Annotated in this window: 15 protein-coding genes; all 15 read left to right on the top strand. The window is 31.6% G+C overall.

The features are described 5' to 3' along the window. The first annotated feature begins 2 nt into the window (after nt 1-2). The 15 genes from pyrF to I6U51_RS13975 all read left to right on the top strand — a co-directional run bounded on the left by pyrF (nt 3) and on the right by I6U51_RS13975 (nt 19,466). The gene (gene pyrF / locus I6U51_RS14045; RefSeq protein ID WP_211143247.1) at nt 3-881 is read left to right on the top strand and encodes an orotidine-5'-phosphate decarboxylase; all 879 of its coding nucleotides are present in this window, start codon (nt 3-5) and stop codon (nt 879-881) included. After that, entirely contained in the window at nt 881-1,624 is a 744-nt protein-coding gene (locus I6U51_RS14040; protein WP_211143246.1) for a dihydroorotate dehydrogenase electron transfer subunit, read from the top strand. The genes pyrF and I6U51_RS14040 overlap by 1 nt, the downstream gene beginning before the upstream one ends. Before the next feature lie 19 nt (nt 1,625-1,643). After that, nucleotides 1,644-2,543 carry a dihydroorotate dehydrogenase gene (locus tag I6U51_RS14035; RefSeq protein ID WP_211143245.1) on the top strand — a complete coding sequence of 300 codons (900 nt, stop codon included), beginning with the start codon at nt 1,644-1,646 and terminating at the stop codon, nt 2,541-2,543. Between the two features lie 23 nt (nt 2,544-2,566). Further along, nucleotides 2,567-3,148: an orotate phosphoribosyltransferase gene (pyrE, locus tag I6U51_RS14030; RefSeq protein ID WP_211143244.1), complete on the top strand. Its 582-nt coding sequence runs from the start codon at nt 2,567-2,569 to the stop codon at nt 3,146-3,148. Nucleotides 3,149-3,843: 695 nt separating this feature from the next. Then, on the top strand, nt 3,844-4,905 hold the full coding sequence (carA, locus tag I6U51_RS14025) for a glutamine-hydrolyzing carbamoyl-phosphate synthase small subunit (RefSeq protein WP_211143243.1): 1,062 nt from the start codon (nt 3,844-3,846) through the stop codon (nt 4,903-4,905). Nucleotides 4,906-4,990: 85 nt separating this feature from the next. After that, entirely contained in the window at nt 4,991-8,179 is a 3,189-nt protein-coding gene (gene carB, locus I6U51_RS14020) for a carbamoyl-phosphate synthase (glutamine-hydrolyzing) large subunit (protein WP_211143242.1), read from the top strand. Nucleotides 8,180-8,410: 231 nt separating this feature from the next. Further along, on the top strand, nt 8,411-9,187 hold the full coding sequence (locus I6U51_RS14015; RefSeq protein ID WP_211143241.1) for a hypothetical protein: 777 nt from the start codon (nt 8,411-8,413) through the stop codon (nt 9,185-9,187). A gap of 48 nt (nt 9,188-9,235) precedes the next feature. After that, on the top strand, nt 9,236-10,018 hold the full coding sequence (locus I6U51_RS14010) for a sugar phosphate isomerase/epimerase family protein (protein ID WP_211143240.1): 783 nt from the start codon (nt 9,236-9,238) through the stop codon (nt 10,016-10,018). 194 nt (nt 10,019-10,212) lie between these two features. Next, nucleotides 10,213-11,505, top strand: a complete 1,293-nt coding sequence (tig, locus tag I6U51_RS14005) for a trigger factor (RefSeq protein ID WP_211143239.1) — start codon at nt 10,213-10,215, stop codon at nt 11,503-11,505. A 136-nt stretch (nt 11,506-11,641) separates the two neighbouring features. Continuing rightward, entirely contained in the window at nt 11,642-12,226 is a 585-nt protein-coding gene (gene clpP, locus I6U51_RS14000) for an ATP-dependent Clp endopeptidase proteolytic subunit ClpP (protein WP_211143238.1), read from the top strand. 19 nt (nt 12,227-12,245) lie between these two features. Continuing rightward, complete coding sequence (gene clpX, locus I6U51_RS13995) at nt 12,246-13,535, top strand: ATP-dependent Clp protease ATP-binding subunit ClpX (protein ID WP_211143237.1); 1,290 nt, start codon at nt 12,246-12,248, stop codon at nt 13,533-13,535. A gap of 267 nt (nt 13,536-13,802) precedes the next feature. Then, a complete protein-coding gene (lonB, locus tag I6U51_RS13990; RefSeq protein ID WP_211143236.1) occupies nt 13,803-15,482 on the top strand; it encodes an ATP-dependent protease LonB in 1,680 nt (559 codons plus the stop codon). A gap of 227 nt (nt 15,483-15,709) precedes the next feature. Beyond that, nucleotides 15,710-18,031 (top strand): endopeptidase La, encoded by a 2,322-nt coding sequence (gene lon, locus I6U51_RS13985; protein ID WP_211143235.1) that lies wholly within the window; start codon nt 15,710-15,712, stop codon nt 18,029-18,031. Nucleotides 18,032-18,045: 14 nt separating this feature from the next. After that, the gene (yihA, locus tag I6U51_RS13980) at nt 18,046-18,633 is read left to right on the top strand and encodes a ribosome biogenesis GTP-binding protein YihA/YsxC (RefSeq protein ID WP_211143234.1); all 588 of its coding nucleotides are present in this window, start codon (nt 18,046-18,048) and stop codon (nt 18,631-18,633) included. A 26-nt stretch (nt 18,634-18,659) separates the two neighbouring features. After that, nucleotides 18,660-19,466: a CPBP family intramembrane glutamic endopeptidase gene (locus tag I6U51_RS13975; RefSeq protein WP_211143233.1), complete on the top strand. Its 807-nt coding sequence runs from the start codon at nt 18,660-18,662 to the stop codon at nt 19,464-19,466. Nucleotides 19,467-19,482: the final 16 nt, after the last annotated feature.

Here is a 19,482-nt window from a genome sequence, read left to right as displayed (position 1 = left end):
TTATGATTATTGATAGCTTGTATGAGGCAGTTAAGAAGAAGGGTCATGTATGTGTTGGATTAGATACGGCTCTAGAATATATACCGAAATCAGTTGCTGAGAAACATATATTTGTTGAAGATATGGTGTTTGAATACAACAAGGCATTAATAGATGCAACATTAGATGTAGCATCTTGTTATAAAGTACAAATTGCATATTATGAAGCATTAGGAATTTCAGGTCTTAATGCTTATAAGAAAACTCTTAAGTATATTAGGGATAATAAAGCTATAGCAATTGCAGATATAAAAAGAGGAGATATTACTAAAACAGCAGAGATGTATGCTAAAGCACATTTTGAAGGAGATTTTGAAAGTGATTTTGTAACTTTAAGCCCTTACATGGGATTAGATAGTATAGAGCCATATCTACCTTATGTAAAAAATAATGAAAAGGGCATATTTGTTTTAGTAAGAACGTCAAATAAAGGCGCAGAGGATATACAATACATTGATGCAGAAGATAATAAAAAGATTTATGACATAGTAGGAAGTAAAGTACAACAATTAGGCAGCAATTATTTGGGAAGCTGCGGATATAGTTCAATAGGTGGAGTAGTTGGATGTACCCATGTGGAAGAGGGAATTGAGCTTAGACGCAAATTAGATAAAATGTTTTTCCTTATACCAGGTTATGGCGCTCAAGGAGGAACAGCAAAAGATGTTGCGTTATATTTAAGTAATGGAAACGGCGGAGTAGTTAATTCTTCAAGAGGGATTCTTCTAGCATATAAAAAGCATGAAAATGGAGAAATGAAATACTATATACATGCGAGAGAAGAAGTTATACGTATGAGAAACGATATAAGTAATGCAATTAAGGGGATGGAGAATAGCTAATGAAGGAAAAAAATGTAGAATACTTAACAAAAGTGATTTTTGAAAATATAAAAATAAGTAGCGGTACATTTAAGTTAGTGATTAAAGGAAGCTTTAAGGGAAAACCTGGTCAATTTTATATGATCAGAGGATGGAACAAAGAGCCCCTTTTATCCAGACCAATAAGTATACATCATATAGATGATGAAAAAATAGTGTTTTTATACCACGTAATAGGTCAAGGAACTGAAGCTTTAAGCGAATTAAAAATAGGTGATAGGATAGAACTTCTAGGACCTTTGGGAAATGGATTTGATGTAGATAATATAAAGGGAAAAGTTGCAATGGTTACAGGTGGAATAGGAATAGCGCCTATGTTCTATGTGGCAGAAGGCCTAAGTGACTGTGAAACTGATCTTTATTGTGGGTTTAGAAGCGATATCTATGGTATAGATAATTTTAAGAAATATGTTAATGATATAAACATAGCTACTGAGAGTGGCCAAGTAGGGCATAAAGGATATGTAACTGAAATTTTTCAACCAGAATTATATGATGTAGTTTTATGTTGTGGACCAGAGCCAATGATGGAGAAAGTAGTGCTTATGTGCAGAGAGAAAAATGTGCCTGTATATGTATCTATGGAAAAACATATGGCTTGTGGAATAGGAGCATGCCTTGTTTGCACATGTAAAACTAAACATGGCAATAAGAGAACATGTGAAGATGGACCAGTATTCTTAGGAGATGACATAGTAATTTAGGTTGGAAGGTGAGGATAACATGTTAAATGTTGATATATGCGGAGTAAGATTTAAAAATCCAGTGATTGCAGCATCCGGTACCTTTGGATTTGGGGAAGAGTATAAAGAACTTTTTGATGTATCAAGACTCGGAGGCATATCTACTAAAGGTCTTACGCTAAAACCTAAAGAAGGAAATGACGGAATAAGAGTGTATGAAACAAGAGCTGGACTACTAAATAGTGTTGGACTTCAGAATCCCGGAGTGGATAACTTTATAAAATATGAGTTACCTAAAATGAAAGATTTAAATACTGCTATAATTGCTAACTTAGGTGGGGGCAGTATTGAGGATTACTTATTAGGTGTAGAAAAATTGAATTTTACAGATGTAGAAATGATTGAGCTTAATATATCATGCCCTAATGTAAAGCATGGTGGAATGGCTTTTGGAATAAAATCAGAGGTAGCATATGAGGTGGTAAGAGAGGTAAGAAAGGTTTGTAAAAAGCCTCTTATGGTAAAACTTTCACCTAATGCAGAAGATATTGTGGATATGGCATATAATTGCTGCAAAGCTGGAGCAGATGCAATATCACTTGTAAATACTTTTAAAGGTATGGCTATAGATATAAGGCAAAAGAAGCCAATATTTAATAATGTAACTGCTGGACTATCAGGTCCTGCTATAAAGCCAATAGCACTTAGAATGGTATATGAAGTATGCAAGGCTGTAGATGTACCAGTAGTTGGTATGGGTGGTGTATGCTCATGGAAAGATGCAATAGAGTTTATAATGGCAGGGGCTCATGCAGTTCAAGTTGGAACAGCGAACTTTATAAAGCCAGACATATGCTTAGATATAATAGATGGAATTGATGAATACATGAAAAATGAAGGAATAAGCAATTTAGAAGAGATAAGAGGAGTATGTAAATAGTGGTGAAAGTTGGAGGTAAGAAAATGGAGAATAAAGATAATATGATTATAGATACACTAAAAGAAGTAGAGGCATTGTTAGAAGGTCACTTTTTATTGTCATCAGGAAAACACAGTGATAGATATTGTCAGTGTGCTAAGCTTTTACAATATCCTGATAAAGCAGCAAAAGTATTAAAAGTAGTTGCAGATAAGTTGAAAAATGTAGATTTTGATATAATAGTTGGACCAGCTATGGGGGGAGTAGTAGTTTCCTATGAGCTAGCAAGACAAACAGGAAAGCCAGGAATATTCGCAGAAAGAGAAGATGGTGAAATGACCATAAGAAGAGGCTTCAAGATAAATGAAGGTGATAAAGTTATAATATCTGAAGATGTTATAACTACAGGTAAGTCTTCCGTAGAGGTAGCTAGAGTAATAGAGAGCCTAGGAGGAAAGGTAGTAGGAATTAGCTGTATAGTAGACAGACATGGTGACAATGCATTGATACCATATCCTGTATATAGCGCAATAAAATTAGATATAAATGTATATGATAAAGAAAGCTGTCCAATGTGTAAGCAAGGTAAGCTTTATGTAAAACCAGGAAGCAGAAACATAAAATAAGCTAAGTATTTTCCTTAATATATATTTTTGCCCTGAGATACAAAGCTTAGGGCACCCTTTTAAAAATAAATAAGCTAAGTATTTTCCATTAATATATATTTATATTTTTAGCCCTGAGACATAAGGCTTAGGGCGCCTTTTTAAAAAATAAATAAGCTAAGTATTTTCCATTAATATATATTTATATTTTCGCCCTGAGACATAAGGCTTGGGGCACCTTTTTAAAAAATAAATAAGCTAAGTATTTTCCATTAATATATATTTATATTTTCGCCCTGAGACATAAGGCTTGGGGCACCTTTTTAAAAATAAATAAGCTAAGTATTTTCCATTAATATATATTTATTTTGACCTCAGGTAATATACTTTGAGGAGTCTTTTAGCCTTCTATTTAAAATAGAAGGCTAATTTTTATGCATTTAATTAGGTCTAAGAGATATGTTGACAATATAAAATAATTATGATATCCTTTGTATAAATATTAAATATAATGCATAAAAATTAGTAATTATAATTTTAAAAAGAGAGATTATAGTAGGTTTTGAGTGAAAACAACCTTAGATTAAGTGCATAATTGTTGCATAAAATGTGGCTTTTATAAAACTAGGCGTATTTATGATATGGAATGTTAGTTAACTGGCCAAAGATTAGCAATATATATGATTATTTTAAAATTATTATAGAGGTGGATAATTATGAATGGATTTTTATATCTCGAAGATGGCACTGTATACAAGGGAAAAGGATTTGGAAAAGTTGGAGCAGCAACAGGAGAATTAGTTTTTAATACATCGATAACTGGATATCAGGAGATATTGACGGATCCATCTTATGCAGGACAAATAATAACCATGACCTATCCTTTAATAGGAAATTATGGAGTAAATAGTCTGGAAGGTGAATCGAAGAAAATATATGCTAAAGGATTTATCGTAAAATCAATATCTGATACACCATCAAATTATTTAAGTGAGGATACTGTAGATTATATGTTGAAAAAGATGGATGTAGTTGGTGTGTATGGATTGGATACAAGAAGCATAACAAAAAAAGTGAGAAGCCTAGGAGCAATGAAATGCCTTATATCTAACGAAGAATTAAGCAAAAATCAAGTAGAGGAGCTCTTATGTAATGAAAGCTTAAATGAAAATTATATGGAAGAAGTAAGTACAAAAAAGCCAATTCACATAGAGGGAAATGGTAATAAAGTTGCAGTTATTGATTTTGGTGTAAAATCTAATATCATAGAAAATCTAAAGCATAGAAATTGCGATATAACTATCCTACCGTATAACATATCTTACGAAGAAATAGATAAGCTTAATCCAGATGGGATTCTTTTGAGCAACGGTCCCGGAGATCCAAAGAACGTTATTAAGGATATAGATACAGTTAAAAAAATAATTTATAAATATCCTACCTTTGGAATATGTCTAGGACATCAAATACTTGCCTTGGCTCTAGATGGAGATACTTATAAAATGAAATATGGTCACAGAGGAGGAAACCACGGAGTATACGATATAGAAAGAGATAGAGCATATATAACTTCTCAAAATCATGGATATTCAGTAGATGGAGATAGTATAAAAGATAAAGTTATAATAACTCATACAAATTTAAATGATAACACTATAGAAGGGATGAGGCATAAAGAACTACCAGTATTTTCAGTACAGTTTCATCCAGAAGGAGCACCAGGACCGCAAGATTCAGCATATTTATTTGATAAGTTTATAAGCTCAATGAGAGGGTAAGGCATCTTCAAAAAATAACTAGTCAATCTGCTAGTCTATTTTCTTTCAGATGCCTAATATAATTTCGAGAATTGGAGGATATGTAATGGCTTTAGATAAAAACTTAAAAAAGGTTATGATACTAGGTTCAGGGCCAATAATAATAGGTCAGGCCGCTGAATTTGATTATTCTGGTACTCAGGCCTGTAAAGCAATAAAGGAAGAAGGAATAGAAACTATTCTTATAAACAGTAATCCTGCGACTATAATGACAGATAGTCACATAGCAGACAAGGTTTATATTGAACCATTAAATATTGAATGTATAACAAAAATTATAGAAAAAGAAAAGCCGGATGGAATACTTGCAGGATTTGGAGGACAGACAGCTCTTAATCTTGCCATGAAATTAAAATCAAATGGTACACTAGATAAATATAATGTAAAGCTTCTTGGAATAAATAGTGAGGCTATAAAAAAGGCAGAGGATAGAGAAGAATTTAAAAAATTAATGCTAGATACAAATCAACCTATCCCTAGGAGTATAATAGCTACTAAGGTGGAACAATGTGTAGAATTTGTAAACAAATACGGATTTCCAGTTATAATTAGACCGGCATACACCTTAGGAGGAACCGGTGGTGGAATAGCAGATAATATGAATGAACTCTTAGAGATATGCCACATAGGAATAAAAATGAGTCCAATAGGCCAGATACTTTTAGAGCAGAGTGTGGCTGGCTGGAAAGAACTTGAGTATGAAGTTATAAGGGACGGAAAAGATAATTGCATAATAATATGTAATATGGAAAATATCGATCCTGTTGGAATACACACAGGGGATAGTATAGTAGTAGCACCATCTCAAACACTCAGAGACAAAGAGTATCATATGTTAAGAAAAGCTGCTATAGACATAATAAGAAGCTTAAAAATAGAAGGTGGATGTAATATACAATTCGCATTAGATCCAAATAGTAGCAATTATGTAGTAATAGAGGTTAATCCAAGAGTTAGCCGCTCCAGTGCTTTAGCATCTAAGGCTACAGGATATCCGATTGCAAAGATAGCTGCAAAGATAGCAATTGGGCATAGCTTAGATGAACTTAAAAATTATGTTACAGGAAGTTCTAGTGCTTGTTTTGAGCCCACCTTAGATTATGTAGTAACTAAAATACCTAAGTGGCCTTTTGACAAATTTAGTAAAGCAGAGCGAACTTTAGGGACACAAATGAAAGCAACAGGAGAAGTTATGGCTATAAGTAGAACTTTTGAGGGATCACTTTTAAAAGCTGTTACTTCATTAGATGGAAGATTTACTGGACTTAGAATTAATAAGATGTCAGAATTAAGTGAAGATGAAATCATAGAAAAAATAAAGAGGCAAGATGACCAAAGAATTTTTGCTGTAGCAGAAGGTCTGAGAAAAGGACTCACTGTAGATAAGATGCATGATATAACTAAGATAGATAAGTGGTTCTTAAATGGCATAAATAACATTGTTACTATGGAGAAAAAACTTAAGAATGACAAGTTAGATGCTAAACTTTTATATGAAGCAGAGGCTACAGGACTTATTGATGAAGAAATATGTGAATTTACTGGAATGACAAAGGAGCAGCTTGAGAAGATTAGAAAAGAAAATAGTATCTATCCAGTATATAAAATGGTTGATACCTGTAGTGGTGAATTTGATGCTACAACTCCATATTATTATTCTTGTTACGAAGATGAAGATGAGAATATAATATCGGATGAGAAAAAGGTACTAGTAATAGGTTCAGGACCGATAAGAATAGGGCAAGGCATAGAGTTCGACTACAGTTGTGTACATGGTATATGGGGAATAAAAGAGGCTGGATATCAAGCAATTATAATAAATAATAATCCAGAGACAGTTAGTACAGACTTTGATACTGCAGATAAACTTTACTTTGAGCCTTTGCACATAGATGATGTGATGAATATTGTTGAGAGAGAAAAACCGGAAGGTGTCATAGTGCAGCTTGGTGGTCAAACATCAATAAATATTGCAAAGAAACTTAATGAAAGAGGAGTAAATATTTTTGGGACCTCTTTTGAATCTATAGACCTAGCGGAAGACAGAGATAAATTTAGAAATTTTTTAGAAGATCTAAATATACCATCACCTAGGGGGACTGCTGTTACGAGTGTAGAAGAAGCTTATGACGCAGTTGAAGCTTTAGGATATCCAGTTGTAGTAAGGCCTTCTTATGTAATAGGCGGTCGTGCTATGGAAGTTGTTTACGATAAAAGCGCACTTACAAAATACATGGCTGAAGCAGTTCAGATTTCTTCCGAGCACCCAATACTTATAGATAGATATATAAAAGGAATAGAAATAGAAGTGGATGCAATTTCTGATGGAGAAAATATATTGACTCCTGGCATAATGGAGCATATCGAAAGAACAGGAGTACATTCAGGTGACAGTATAACTGTATATCCATATATAAGCTTATGCGAGGATACCGTTAAAAGGCTTGTGCAGTATACTAAAGAAATTGCTAAAGGATTAAAAATAATAGGACTCATGAATATACAATATGTATTTGATGGCAGAAGCATTTATGTAATAGAGGTAAACCCAAGAGCGTCAAGAACAGTACCTATACTAAGTAAAGTAACAGGAATTCCTATAGTGAAAATAGCTATAGAAACAATGTTAGGTAAAAAACTTGTTGACCTTGATTATGGCACTGGTTTACTAGGAAAAAAAGATTTTTTTGCCGTGAAAGTACCCGTATTCTCTGGAGAAAAGCTTGTTGATGCGGATATATATTTGGGTCCAGAAATGAAATCTACGGGGGAAGTGCTAGGAATAGATAGGACACTAAGCAAAGCTTTATATAAAGGTTTTAGCGCATCTGGTGTTGAAATAATTACAGAGGGAAATGTATATGTATCATTAAAAGACGTAGATAAAAAAGAGAGCCTTGAAATAGTAAAAAATTATATAGAGGTTGGTTTTAAAATTTATGCCTCAGAGAAAACAGGAAATTACTTAATAGAAAATAATATAGATTGTATTATTGTAAACATCAAAGACGCATTAAATTTAATAGCAAAAGGTAAAATAAATATGGTTATAAATACACCAACAAAAGGAAATAATATTGATAGTACTGGATTTAAGTTAAGGCGTAAGGCAGCAGAATATAAAGTTCCTGTTTTTACATGTATAGATACTTTTAAAGCATTTTTAACAGCTATACAAGTTAGAAAAAATAATAGCAACATAGAATATAATACTATTAATGAATATTTGAATTAGATTGATTAAACCTCATGATTTGCATGGGGTTTTAATTTTTTAGCTTTACTTAAACAGGGCAAAAGGGTATAATTTACAAAAAATAATACTATTTTTTATTCTTTTGAGTTATAATAAATATGAATTGCCGTAGAATGACAATAATCTTATTGTAAGGATGTAGTTGATAAATAATTAATATTAACTTATGTATAAATACTAAATATTTATACTATATAGGAGGAATCAGCGGTGGTAAAACCAAGCATATTCAGCAAGGATTATGAAAAAAAAATGCGAAGAAGAAAAAAAAGAATAGCTTTTGCAGCCTTTGTATCAATTATCCTAATTATATTTGCTGTAATATATAGTAAAAATGTCTTTAGAAATTTTGGAACAAATGCAAATAACACAAAGAATAATGTTACTTCCAATAAAAATGAAACAAAGAATTTAGATATAAATAAGCAGGAGTCTAAAGCACCAGCTAAACAGGAAAAGATAGAAGGCTATCCTATCCAATTAAGTGATGGAACTACTGTAAACGCCATATATGAAACTAAAAATAATGACAAAACATTTAAAAATATTTCTCCAGCAGAAAGCAATATACAGTATAATATAAGTCCAGCTGGCAAGAATATAGTTTTATTTGATAGTAAAGTTCAAAGCATTATCTTAATGGATATAAGCGGAAATAAACAAGATATAACTAATCCCCAGTATGTATCTACTAGTGGAACAGTTATAACAAAGAGTAGTCAGCTTTCAGCGCAGCCGGGATATATTTGGTGTTCTGCACCAAAATTTATTGATGAAGATAATATAGCATACATAAGTCAGCTTCCTTGGATTGGAAAAACAACTAAATATGTATGGATTGAAAACATAAAAAACAAAACACATACATGGGTTCAGGGAATAGAAGGAGAAGATGTAAAATTAGATAAACTTACGGATAAAGGACTTACTGTAATAGTAGATGGGAAAACTATATACTTAACATCAAATGGAAGTATTACGGAATAAGGATTGGAATTTTGTCATAAATTTATTTGAGCACTTTTGGAGGGTCGGATGGAGATAGGTTTATCGTCAGCAAGTTTTTACCCAAAGGTAAATACAGAAAATAGTATAGCTTTAATGAAAAAATTAGGATTTAATATTGGAGAGTTATTCTTAAATAGCCCAAGTGAATACGACGAAGATTTTATAAAATTGCTTTTAGAGGAAAAAGACAAAAATAGTTTTAAAGTCAACTCTATTCATGGATTTTCTTCATCCTTTGAACCTTTTCTTTTTGATAGTTATAAAAGAAGAAGAGAGGATATGTTTATATATTTCAAAAAGATATGCAAAGCAGCTAAATTACTAGGAGCAGAATGCTATACTTTTCATGGTATGAGGCGTCAGGATCTAAGCTTTGTGGATCATAAATTTATAGTTGAAATATATAATAAATTAGTATACACTGCGATGGAAGAAGGGATAAAGCTTTGCCAAGAAAATGTTTCATGGTGTATGTCTGCAGATGTTAAATTTTTAAAAATGATAAAAGAAGAATGTCAATATCCTCTATATTTTACTTTCGATATAAAACAATCATATAAAGCAAAGGTTGAACCTGAAGAGTATATTGATATAATGGATAGTAGGATAATGAACTTCCATATAAATGATAGGGATGAAAAGAACTTATGTCTATTGCCTGGGAAAGGGAATGTTACTTATAGAAATTTGTTTAATAAATTAAATGAAAAAGGATATAGTGGATCTGGAATAATTGAAGTTTACAGTAATAATTATTTGAATTATGATGAATTAATAGATGCAAAAAAATTTTTAATAGGTTTTCTTTAGAAACAAAAAATAATTGTAAAAATTATGTTTTTTGGTATATAATTATTAATACAGAAACTCTTACTTTATATATTAATATTTAAAAATAATATTAAAATTATATAAGATACAGTAACATATGTTAATACATTTAAATATATGTTATAATGGTGGGGTTAACAATAAGCACGATGGTGATTAGGAGGAATAATGCAATGAACGTTAAGATGGAAAAAATAGAAAATAATGTAGTAAAATTAGAAATAACTGTGGAAGCAGAAAAGTTTAATGAGGCTATGAAAAAGGCATTTGCTAAAAATGCTAAAAAATTTAATATACCAGGATTTAGAAAAGGTAAGGCTCCAATGAATATAATAAAGAAATATTATGGTGAAGGAGTATTTTATGAAGATGCCATAAATTTCTGTTGTGATGATACATATTCAAAAGCAATAAGTGAGAATAATATAAAACCAGTTGATTATCCAGAAATAGACGTAGTTGAAGTAGGGGAAGGAAAAGATTTCATATATACAGCTGTAGTTACAGTAGTTCCAGAAGTGGAATTAGGAGAGTATAAAGGACTAGAAGTTAAAAAGCCTGTATATGAAGTGAAGGATGAAGAAGTAGAAAACGAATTAAAATCAATGCAACAAAGAAACGCAAGAATAGAGACAAAAGAAGATGGAACCGTTGAAAAGGGAGATATAGCTGTAATCGACTTTAAAGGATTTGTTAATGGCGAAGCTTTTGAAGGTGGAGAAGGAACTGACTATCAATTAGAAATTGGTTCAGGTACTTTCATAGACAACTTTGAAGACCAATTAGTTGGTTTAAAGAAAGATGATGAAAAAGAAGTTGTTGTTAAGTTCCCAGAGGAATACGGTAGAGAAGATTTAAATGGTAAGGATGCTACTTTTAAAGTTACAGTTAAAGATATAAAAGTAAAAGAGTTACCTACACTAGATGATGAATTTGCAAAAGAAGTTTCAGAATTTGATACTATAGATGAAGTAAAAGCTGATATAAGAAGAAAAATGGAAGAAGCAAATGAATTAAGAGCAAAAAGAGAATTCGAAGAAGCAGTAATAGATGCAGTTTGCGCAAACGCAAAGGTAGAAATACCAAGTGTTATGATAGATAAAGAAATAGATAATATGCTTAGAGATTTAGAAATGAGATTAAAATATCAAGGTTTAGATTTACAAACATATTATCAATATACGAATAATACTGAAGAAAAAGTTAGAGAATATATGAAAGAAACAGCAGATAAGAGAGTAAAAACTGATTTAGTAGTTGAAGAAATAGCAAAGAAAGAAAACATAGATGCTACTGAAGAAGAACTTTTAGAAAGAGCTACAGAGATGGCTAAGCAATACGGTAGTAAAGATTTAGAAAAAACTGCTAAATTAGTGCTTGAGTCACAAAAGAACTATCTAAAAGTAGATGTAGTTAATGAAAAAGTTGTTAAAATGTTAGTAGAAAATACTAAAGCAATAGCATAATATATTAAAGGGTTAATTGCCAGGAATTTTTCTGGCAATTAATTTTAAATTAATATAAATTATATTAAAAACTGATTTAATTTAGATTTAAATGGGTAAAATCACTTAATGTGATTACAAAAAGGAGGAGAGATTTATGAGTTTAGTACCAGTAGTTGTTGAGCAAACTAATAGGGGAGAAAGATCTTATGATATTTATTCTAGACTTTTAAAGGATAGAATAGTAATGCTAAGTGAAGAGGTTAATGATGTTACCGCAAGTTTAGTTGTAGCACAATTATTATTCTTAGAAGCAGAAGATCCAGAGAAGGACATATATTTATACATAAATAGTCCAGGAGGGTCAATAACATCAGGAATGGCAATTTATGATACAATGCAGCATATTAAACCTGATGTTTCTACTATATGTGTAGGAATGGCTGCTTCTATGGGAGCATTTTTACTTGCAGCAGGTGCAAAAGGAAAAAGATTTGCACTACCAAATGCTGAAATAATGATACATCAACCTCTTGGTGGCTTCCAAGGTCAGGCAACAGATATAGGAATACATGCAGATAGAATACTAAGAATAAAGAAAAAATTAAATAGCATACTAAGTGAGAGAACAGGACAGCCGCTTGAAAAGGTTGAAAGAGACACAGAAAGAGATTACTTTATGGAAGCAGAAGAAGCTAAAAATTATGGATTAGTAGACGAAGTAATTATAAAAAAGAAATAACCTTTAGTGAGGTGTAAAGATGGCCAAAATTGATGATAAAAAACAGTTGAAATGTTCATTTTGCGGTAAAACTCAAGATCAAGTTAGAAGACTTATAGCTGGGCCAGGAGTATATATATGTGATGAATGTATAGAACTTTGTTCAGAAATAATAAGTGATGAATTTGAAGAAGACATTCAAGTGGATATGAGTTCACTTCCAAAACCTGTAGAGATAAAAAGCTATCTTGATCAATATGTCATCGGTCAAGATGGTGCAAAAAAATCACTAGCTGTAGCGGTTTACAACCATTATAAAAGAATTAACTCAAACGCTAATAATGATGATGTAGAATTACAAAAAAGTAATATATTATTATTAGGGCCTACAGGATCAGGAAAAACTCTATTAGCGCAAACTCTAGCTAAGTTTTTAAATGTTCCATTTGCAATTGCAGATGCTACAACTTTAACAGAAGCAGGGTATGTTGGGGAAGATGTTGAAAATATACTTTTAAAGCTTATTCAAAATGCTGATTATGATATAGAGAGAGCTGAAAGAGGTATAGTATACATCGATGAAATAGATAAAATAGCAAGAAAATCAGAAAATCCATCTATAACAAGAGATGTTTCTGGTGAAGGTGTACAACAAGCATTGCTAAAAATACTTGAAGGTACAGTAGCATCAGTGCCACCACAAGGCGGTAGAAAGCACCCTCATCAAGAATTCATACAGATAAATACTACTAATATACTATTTATCTGCGGTGGTGCTTTTGATGGAATAGAAAAAATTATAGAAAGAAGAACAAGAATAAGTACATTAGGATTTGGTGCTAGTATACAATCTAAAACTGAAAAGGATGTAGGAAAGCTTTTAAAAGACATAATGCCTGGAGATCTTTTGAAATTTGGTCTTATTCCTGAATTTGTTGGAAGACTTCCTATAGTGGTAACTCTTGATGCTTTAGATAGAAACGCACTAATAAGCATATTGAAAGAGCCTAAAAATGCACTTGTTAAACAATATAGAAAGCTCTTTGAGATAGATAATGTTGAGCTTGAATTTTCAGATGATGCTTTAGAAGCAATAGCTGACGAAGCGTTAAAGAGAAATACAGGAGCAAGGGGTCTAAGAGCAATTATAGAAGATACTATGAAGAATATAATGTTTGATATTCCTTCAAGAGAAGAAATTGCAAAAGTAATAGTTAATAAAGAAACTGTTGATACAAAAGAGCCAATTCTTATTGAGGCGGAAGGTGAAAAAAGATCACCTATAAAAGTAAAAAAGTCTAGAACTCGAAAGGGTTCAGAAACAGCATAAGCAGAGAACCAAAATCCATGATTTTGTGTGAATGGGTTAAGCAGATATCCCAAATCTTTGATTTGGTGATAGTCGCTTACACAGCGTGTACTCATTCGACGAATGGAGAAGGAGTTTCATAATAAAAAGGAGTACTGTGAAATATCAGAACTCCTTTTTTATTGCCGTTATTAGGCATATGAAAGAATATAGTGAGTGAAAGATGTGCATAATACTAAGGAAATATAATTTGAAATTATAGGGAGTCTTTAAGGGAGGTTTAAAAATATGATTTATACCTTAATGATTATTGAATTAGTAGTTACAGTAGTTATGGGACTCTATTTTCTTAATGCATTAAAAGGTCAACAATCACGAAGGTTAGTTGTAGACAGAGAAAATAGAAAAGAAATGGAAAAGTTGAAAAAGTTAAGAGAAGTAAAATTAACAGAACCATTAACAGAAAAAAGTAGACCCTCTAATTTTAATGAAATAATAGGTCAAGAAAAAGGAATTAAAGCTCTTCAAGCAGCATTGTGTGGTCCTAATCCTCAACATGTTATAATATATGGACCTCCTGGAATAGGTAAAACTGCAGCTGCAAGATTGGTTTTAGAATACGCAAAGAAAAAAGATCATTCACCTTTTAATGAAAGTTCTAAGTTCATAGAAATTGACGCGACAACAATAAGATTTGATGATAGGGGAATAGCAGATCCTCTTATTGGTTCTGTTCATGATCCAATATACCAAGGAGCTGGTCCTTTAGGCGTTGCAGGAATACCTCAACCTAAACCTGGAGCAGTAACAAAAGCCCATGGAGGTGTATTATTTATAGATGAGATAGGAGAACTTCACCCTATAGAAATGAATAAATTACTTAAGGTGCTGGAAGATAGAAAAGTGTTCTTAGATAGTTCCTATTATAATTCCTCAGATGAAAATATGCCTACATATATAAAAGATGTTTTTGATAACGGACTTCCTGCGGACTTTAGGTTAGTTGGTGCTACAACGAGAAATCCAGAAGAGATAGTACCAGCGTTAAGATCAAGATGTGTAGAAATATTTTTTAGAGCATTGCTTCCAGAAGAAATTGAAGTTATAGCTCAAAATGCAGTTGATAAGATAGGATTTACAATTGAAAATAAAGCTTGCAATATGGTAGGAAAGTATGCGCAAAATGGAAGAGATGTTGTTAATTTGATTCAGCTTGCATCAGGAATAGCATTAAATGAAGAAAGAAGCGAAATTAATGTAAGTGATGTAGAATGGGTAATAGAAAATGGTCAGTATTCTCCAAGAGCTGAAAAGAAGATTTCTGGTAAACCTTCTGTAGGATATGTCAATGGGCTTGCGGTTTACGGAGCTAATATGGGAGCATTAATGGAAGTTGAAGCTACTGCAAAAAAGGTTAGTCTTAGAAAAGGTAATCTTAAAATAACAGGAATAATTGAAGAAGAAGAAATAAACGCTCAAAATAGAAGAATGAGGAGAAAAAGTACAGCTAGATGTTCTGTTGAAAATGTAATAACTGTAATTGAGAGATTATTTAATCTAAATTGTGATGAGTATGATATACATATAAATTTTTCAGGAGGTGCACCAGTAGATGGACCATCTGCGGGAGTAAGTATAGCTACGGCTGTATATAGTGCTATAAAGAATATTCCTGTAAATAATAAAGTAGCAATGACTGGCGAAATATCAATACATGGTGAGGTTAAACCAATAGGTGGTGCCAATGCAAAAATTCAGGCTGCTAAAAAGGCAGGAGCAAATATCGTAGTAATACCTAATGAAAATTGGCAGGATAACTTTTCACAAATAGAAGGAGTAAAAATAATACCTGTAAGTAATATAAAAGAAGTTATTGATATTGCTATTGTCAATGAATCAATGGAACGTTCATCTATAGAAATAGAAGCTAATTTAGATGTATTGTCAGCTGAGTCAATAAATATGTAGTTAGGTTCAATTGACAATTGAGAATGTATACTTCTCAATTGTCATTTTTCAATTTTAAGGCACCTTCAAAAAATATTTGATATTAATCGATAACTATAATTGAAAAAAAGCTATTTTATAGTTATAATATATTAGTCTAACTATATATAAATTTATTTCAATATCTATTTTAAGTTATTGTAATTATAATAGTTTTTACTAAATTATTTTAAAAGTGAGGGGAAAATATGGATAAAAATTTGAAAATCCTTCCTCTAATTCCCTTAAGAGGTATTACTATATTTCCATATATGGTTATACATTTTGATGTAGGCCGTGAAAAATCTATACTTGCGCTTGAAGAAGCTATGCTTGTTGACCAAAAAATATTTTTGGTATCACAGAAGGAAGCTAAAGTTGAAGAGCCGGAAGAAGAAGATATTTATACAATGGGTACCATTTGTAATATAAAACAAATATTAAAGTTACCAGGTGATACTGTACGAGTACTCGTTGAAGGTGAAAGTAGAGGAAGACTAGAAAAATACATTGAAAAAAGTCCTTTTTTTAAGGCAGAAGTTGAAATATTAGAAGATGACGAATGTGATAAAACTAATAAATGCGAAGCCCTAGTTCGCTCTGTTAGAAAAGCTTTCGATGACTATACAAAGTTATCAGGAAGTATACCTGTTGAAACAATAGTAACATTAGAGGAATTGGATAATCCAGGTAGATTAAGTGATGTTATCAGTTCTTATTTAATGTTAAAACAGGAAAATAAGCAAGAACTTCTTGAAGCATATGACGTTGAAGAAAGACTTCAAAAATTATTAGATATACTATCTAATGAAGTTGATATTTTAAAGTTAGAAAGAAAAATAGGTGTTAAGGTAAAAAATAAAATAGATAAGGTACAAAAAGAATATTACTTAAGAGAACAACTAAAAGCTATTCAAGAAGAGCTTGGTGAGGAAGATGAAGATAAAAAAGAAATAACAAGATATAAGAATAGGATAACAAAGGCAAAACTTCCTAAGTTGGTTAAAGAAAAGGCTCTATATGAGTTAGATAGATTAAAGAATAGCGGAAGCTACTCTGCGGAGGGTGGCGTAATAAGAACTTATTTAGATTGGATATTAGACCTTCCTTGGAATGCTGAAACTAAAGACAATTTAGATATAAAGTCTGCTAGAATGGTATTAGAGAAAGAGCACTATGGACTTGAAGATGTAAAGGATAGAATTATTGAATATTTAGCTGTTAAAAAAATGAGTAATTCACTAAGAGGACCTATACTTTGTCTTGTAGGACCTCCAGGAGTAGGTAAGACTTCAATTGCAAGATCTATAGCTCATGCATTAAACAGAAACTTTGTTAGAATGTCCTTAGGTGGAGTTAGAGATGAAGCAGAGATAAGAGGTCATAGAAAAACTTATATTGGCGCAATTCCAGGAAGAATAGTATATGGCATGAAGCAGGCTAAATCAAAAAATCCATTATTTTTATTAGATGAGATAGACAAGATGAGTAATGATTTTAAGGGAGATCCAGCAGACGCACTTTTAGAAGTACTAGATGCGGAACAAAATAGTACCTTTAGGGATCATTATCTTGAATTAGAGTTTGATTTATCTAAAGTTTTGTTTATAACAACTGCTAATTCATTAGAAACTATCCCAAGACCTTTGTTAGATAGAATGGAAGTTATAGAAGTTTCGGGATATACTTCAGAAGAGAAGTTTCATATAGCAAAGGATCATTTGCTACCTAAGAAATTAAAAGAGCATGAAGTAAAGGACAATAAAATAAAGATTTCTGACTCCTCTCTATATTTTGTCATAGAAAACTACACAAGAGAATCTGGTGTCAGAAGCCTTGAGAGAAAAATATCTTCTCTTATAAGAAAATCAATAGCAGAAATGATTGAAAAGGATAAGGATAAGATTATAGTTAATACAAATAAAGTTAAAAGCTATCTAGGTCCTGAGTTATTTACTTACGAAAAAACAGATAAAGAAGATAAAATTGGAGTTGTAATGGGCATGGCATGGACAGGGTATGGTGGAGACACCTTGCCAGTAGAGGTAACTGCTATGTCTGGAACAGGAAAACTAGAGTTAACTGGCCAACTTGGAGATGTGATGAAGGAATCTGCAAGAGCTGGATATAGCTATGTTAGAGCCAATGCAAAAAAATATGGAATAGATGAGGAATTTTATAAAAATAAAGATATTCATATACATGTTCCGGAGGGTGCTGTACCTAAAGATGGGCCATCAGCAGGTGTTACTATGATTACCGCTATAATATCCGCTTTAAGTGGAAAAAAAGTAAGACACAATGTAGCTATGACTGGAGAAATAACATTAACTGGTAGAGTGCTTGCAATTGGAGGACTCAAAGAAAAGAGCTTAGCTGCGTATAGAGCGGGTATAGATACTGTAATTATACCAAAGGAAAATGAAAAAGACTTATCAAAAATACCTAAAACAATAAAGAGTAAATTGAGTTTTATACTAGCAGATAATATAGATACAGTATTAGAACAGGCTTTAGTAAAAATTGATTAGATGGTGATGAAATTATGGAAATAAAACAAGCAGAGTTTATTATTTCAGCAGTAGCTGCAGCCCAGTATCCTACTGACAATAGAGTAGAAATAGCTTTTGTAGGAAGATCTAATGTAGGTAAGTCTTCTTTAATTAACACCTTAACTAATAGAAGAAAACTAGTTAAAGTAAGTGGTACTCCAGGAAAGACGAGACTAGTGAATTTCTTCTTAATAAATAACGAGTTCTATTTTGTTGATCTACCTGGATACGGATATGCAAAAGTTTCAAAGGTAGAAAAAGAAAGTTGGGGAAAAGTAATTGAGACGTACCTAACTAAAAGAGAGCAGCTTAAAAAAATAGTACTTTTAGTTGACTGTAGACATAAACCAAGTACGGATGACATAAACATGTATAAGTGGATTAAGTATTATAATTATGAGGCTGTTGTAGTAGCAACAAAAATCGATAAACTAACCAAAAATGAATTGCAAAAGAACTTAAAGATGATAAGAGAAACATTAGAATTAAATCCAAATGATAAGCTTTTGACATTTTCTTCTCTTAAAAAGATGGGAAAGGAAGAATTGCTAGAGGTTATTGATGAAACTGTTCAAGGTTAAGTAAGTATAAACAAGGAGAAAGTTGAATGACTAAAATTAATATTATTAAAGATTTCCTTGTGTTTTTATTTGTTTATTTACCTCCGCTTATAATATTTATAAGATTTTCAAGGGAAAGAAAGAGAAGTTATTTGCTATTAACAATAATAAGTATACTGTATATTGTAACTTCTTTATTTACACAAAATCTAATTCCTTTTATTTTTGTATTGATAAATATTAGATATTTAAAAACGGCGGAAAAAATTTGCTATAACAGCACTAGGAATGAGTATACTTCTCCATGTGAATTAAATATTTCAACAAAACCTACCATAAGCAGTAGATTGTTAGAAGATTATAATAGATTTAAGTTTAGTATAAGGAATTTAAATCTATTATCAGCTATTAAGTATACTATTCAGTCATATTTAATAACAATTTTAATCTCCGCAATATCATCAGGTATATTTTATCGATTAAATGTAAATGCAAAACAGCAAGAAATAGTTACATGGATGTCTAGTATGCCCCTTAAAAGATTTTTGATAATGATTCCGATTGTTACTATATTTGCACCTATACTTGAAGAATTTGTGTTTAGGTGGCTATTATTTGAAAAGATATTTAGACCTAGGATAGGTATATATTTATCAGCAATATTAAGCAGCATAATTTTTGCATTTATACATTTTAACTTAATGGCATTACCTATACTAATATGGATAGGGCTATACAATTGTTATTTAATTAATAAAAAGGGTTATTGGTATTCTGTGTTTAATCATTTTGCATTTAATTTTATAACTACCATGGTATTATTGGCTCAGAAGCTAGGAGCGGCAAGATTTTAGAGAATTTAATTAGTGC

It is taken from the genome of Clostridium aciditolerans (assembly GCF_016316925.1).
GTDB classification, from domain to species: domain Bacteria; phylum Bacillota; class Clostridia; order Clostridiales; family Clostridiaceae; genus Clostridium_AM; species Clostridium_AM aciditolerans.
Note: the sequence above shows the minus strand (reverse complement) of the source record. Positions and strands in the feature narration are given on the sequence as shown.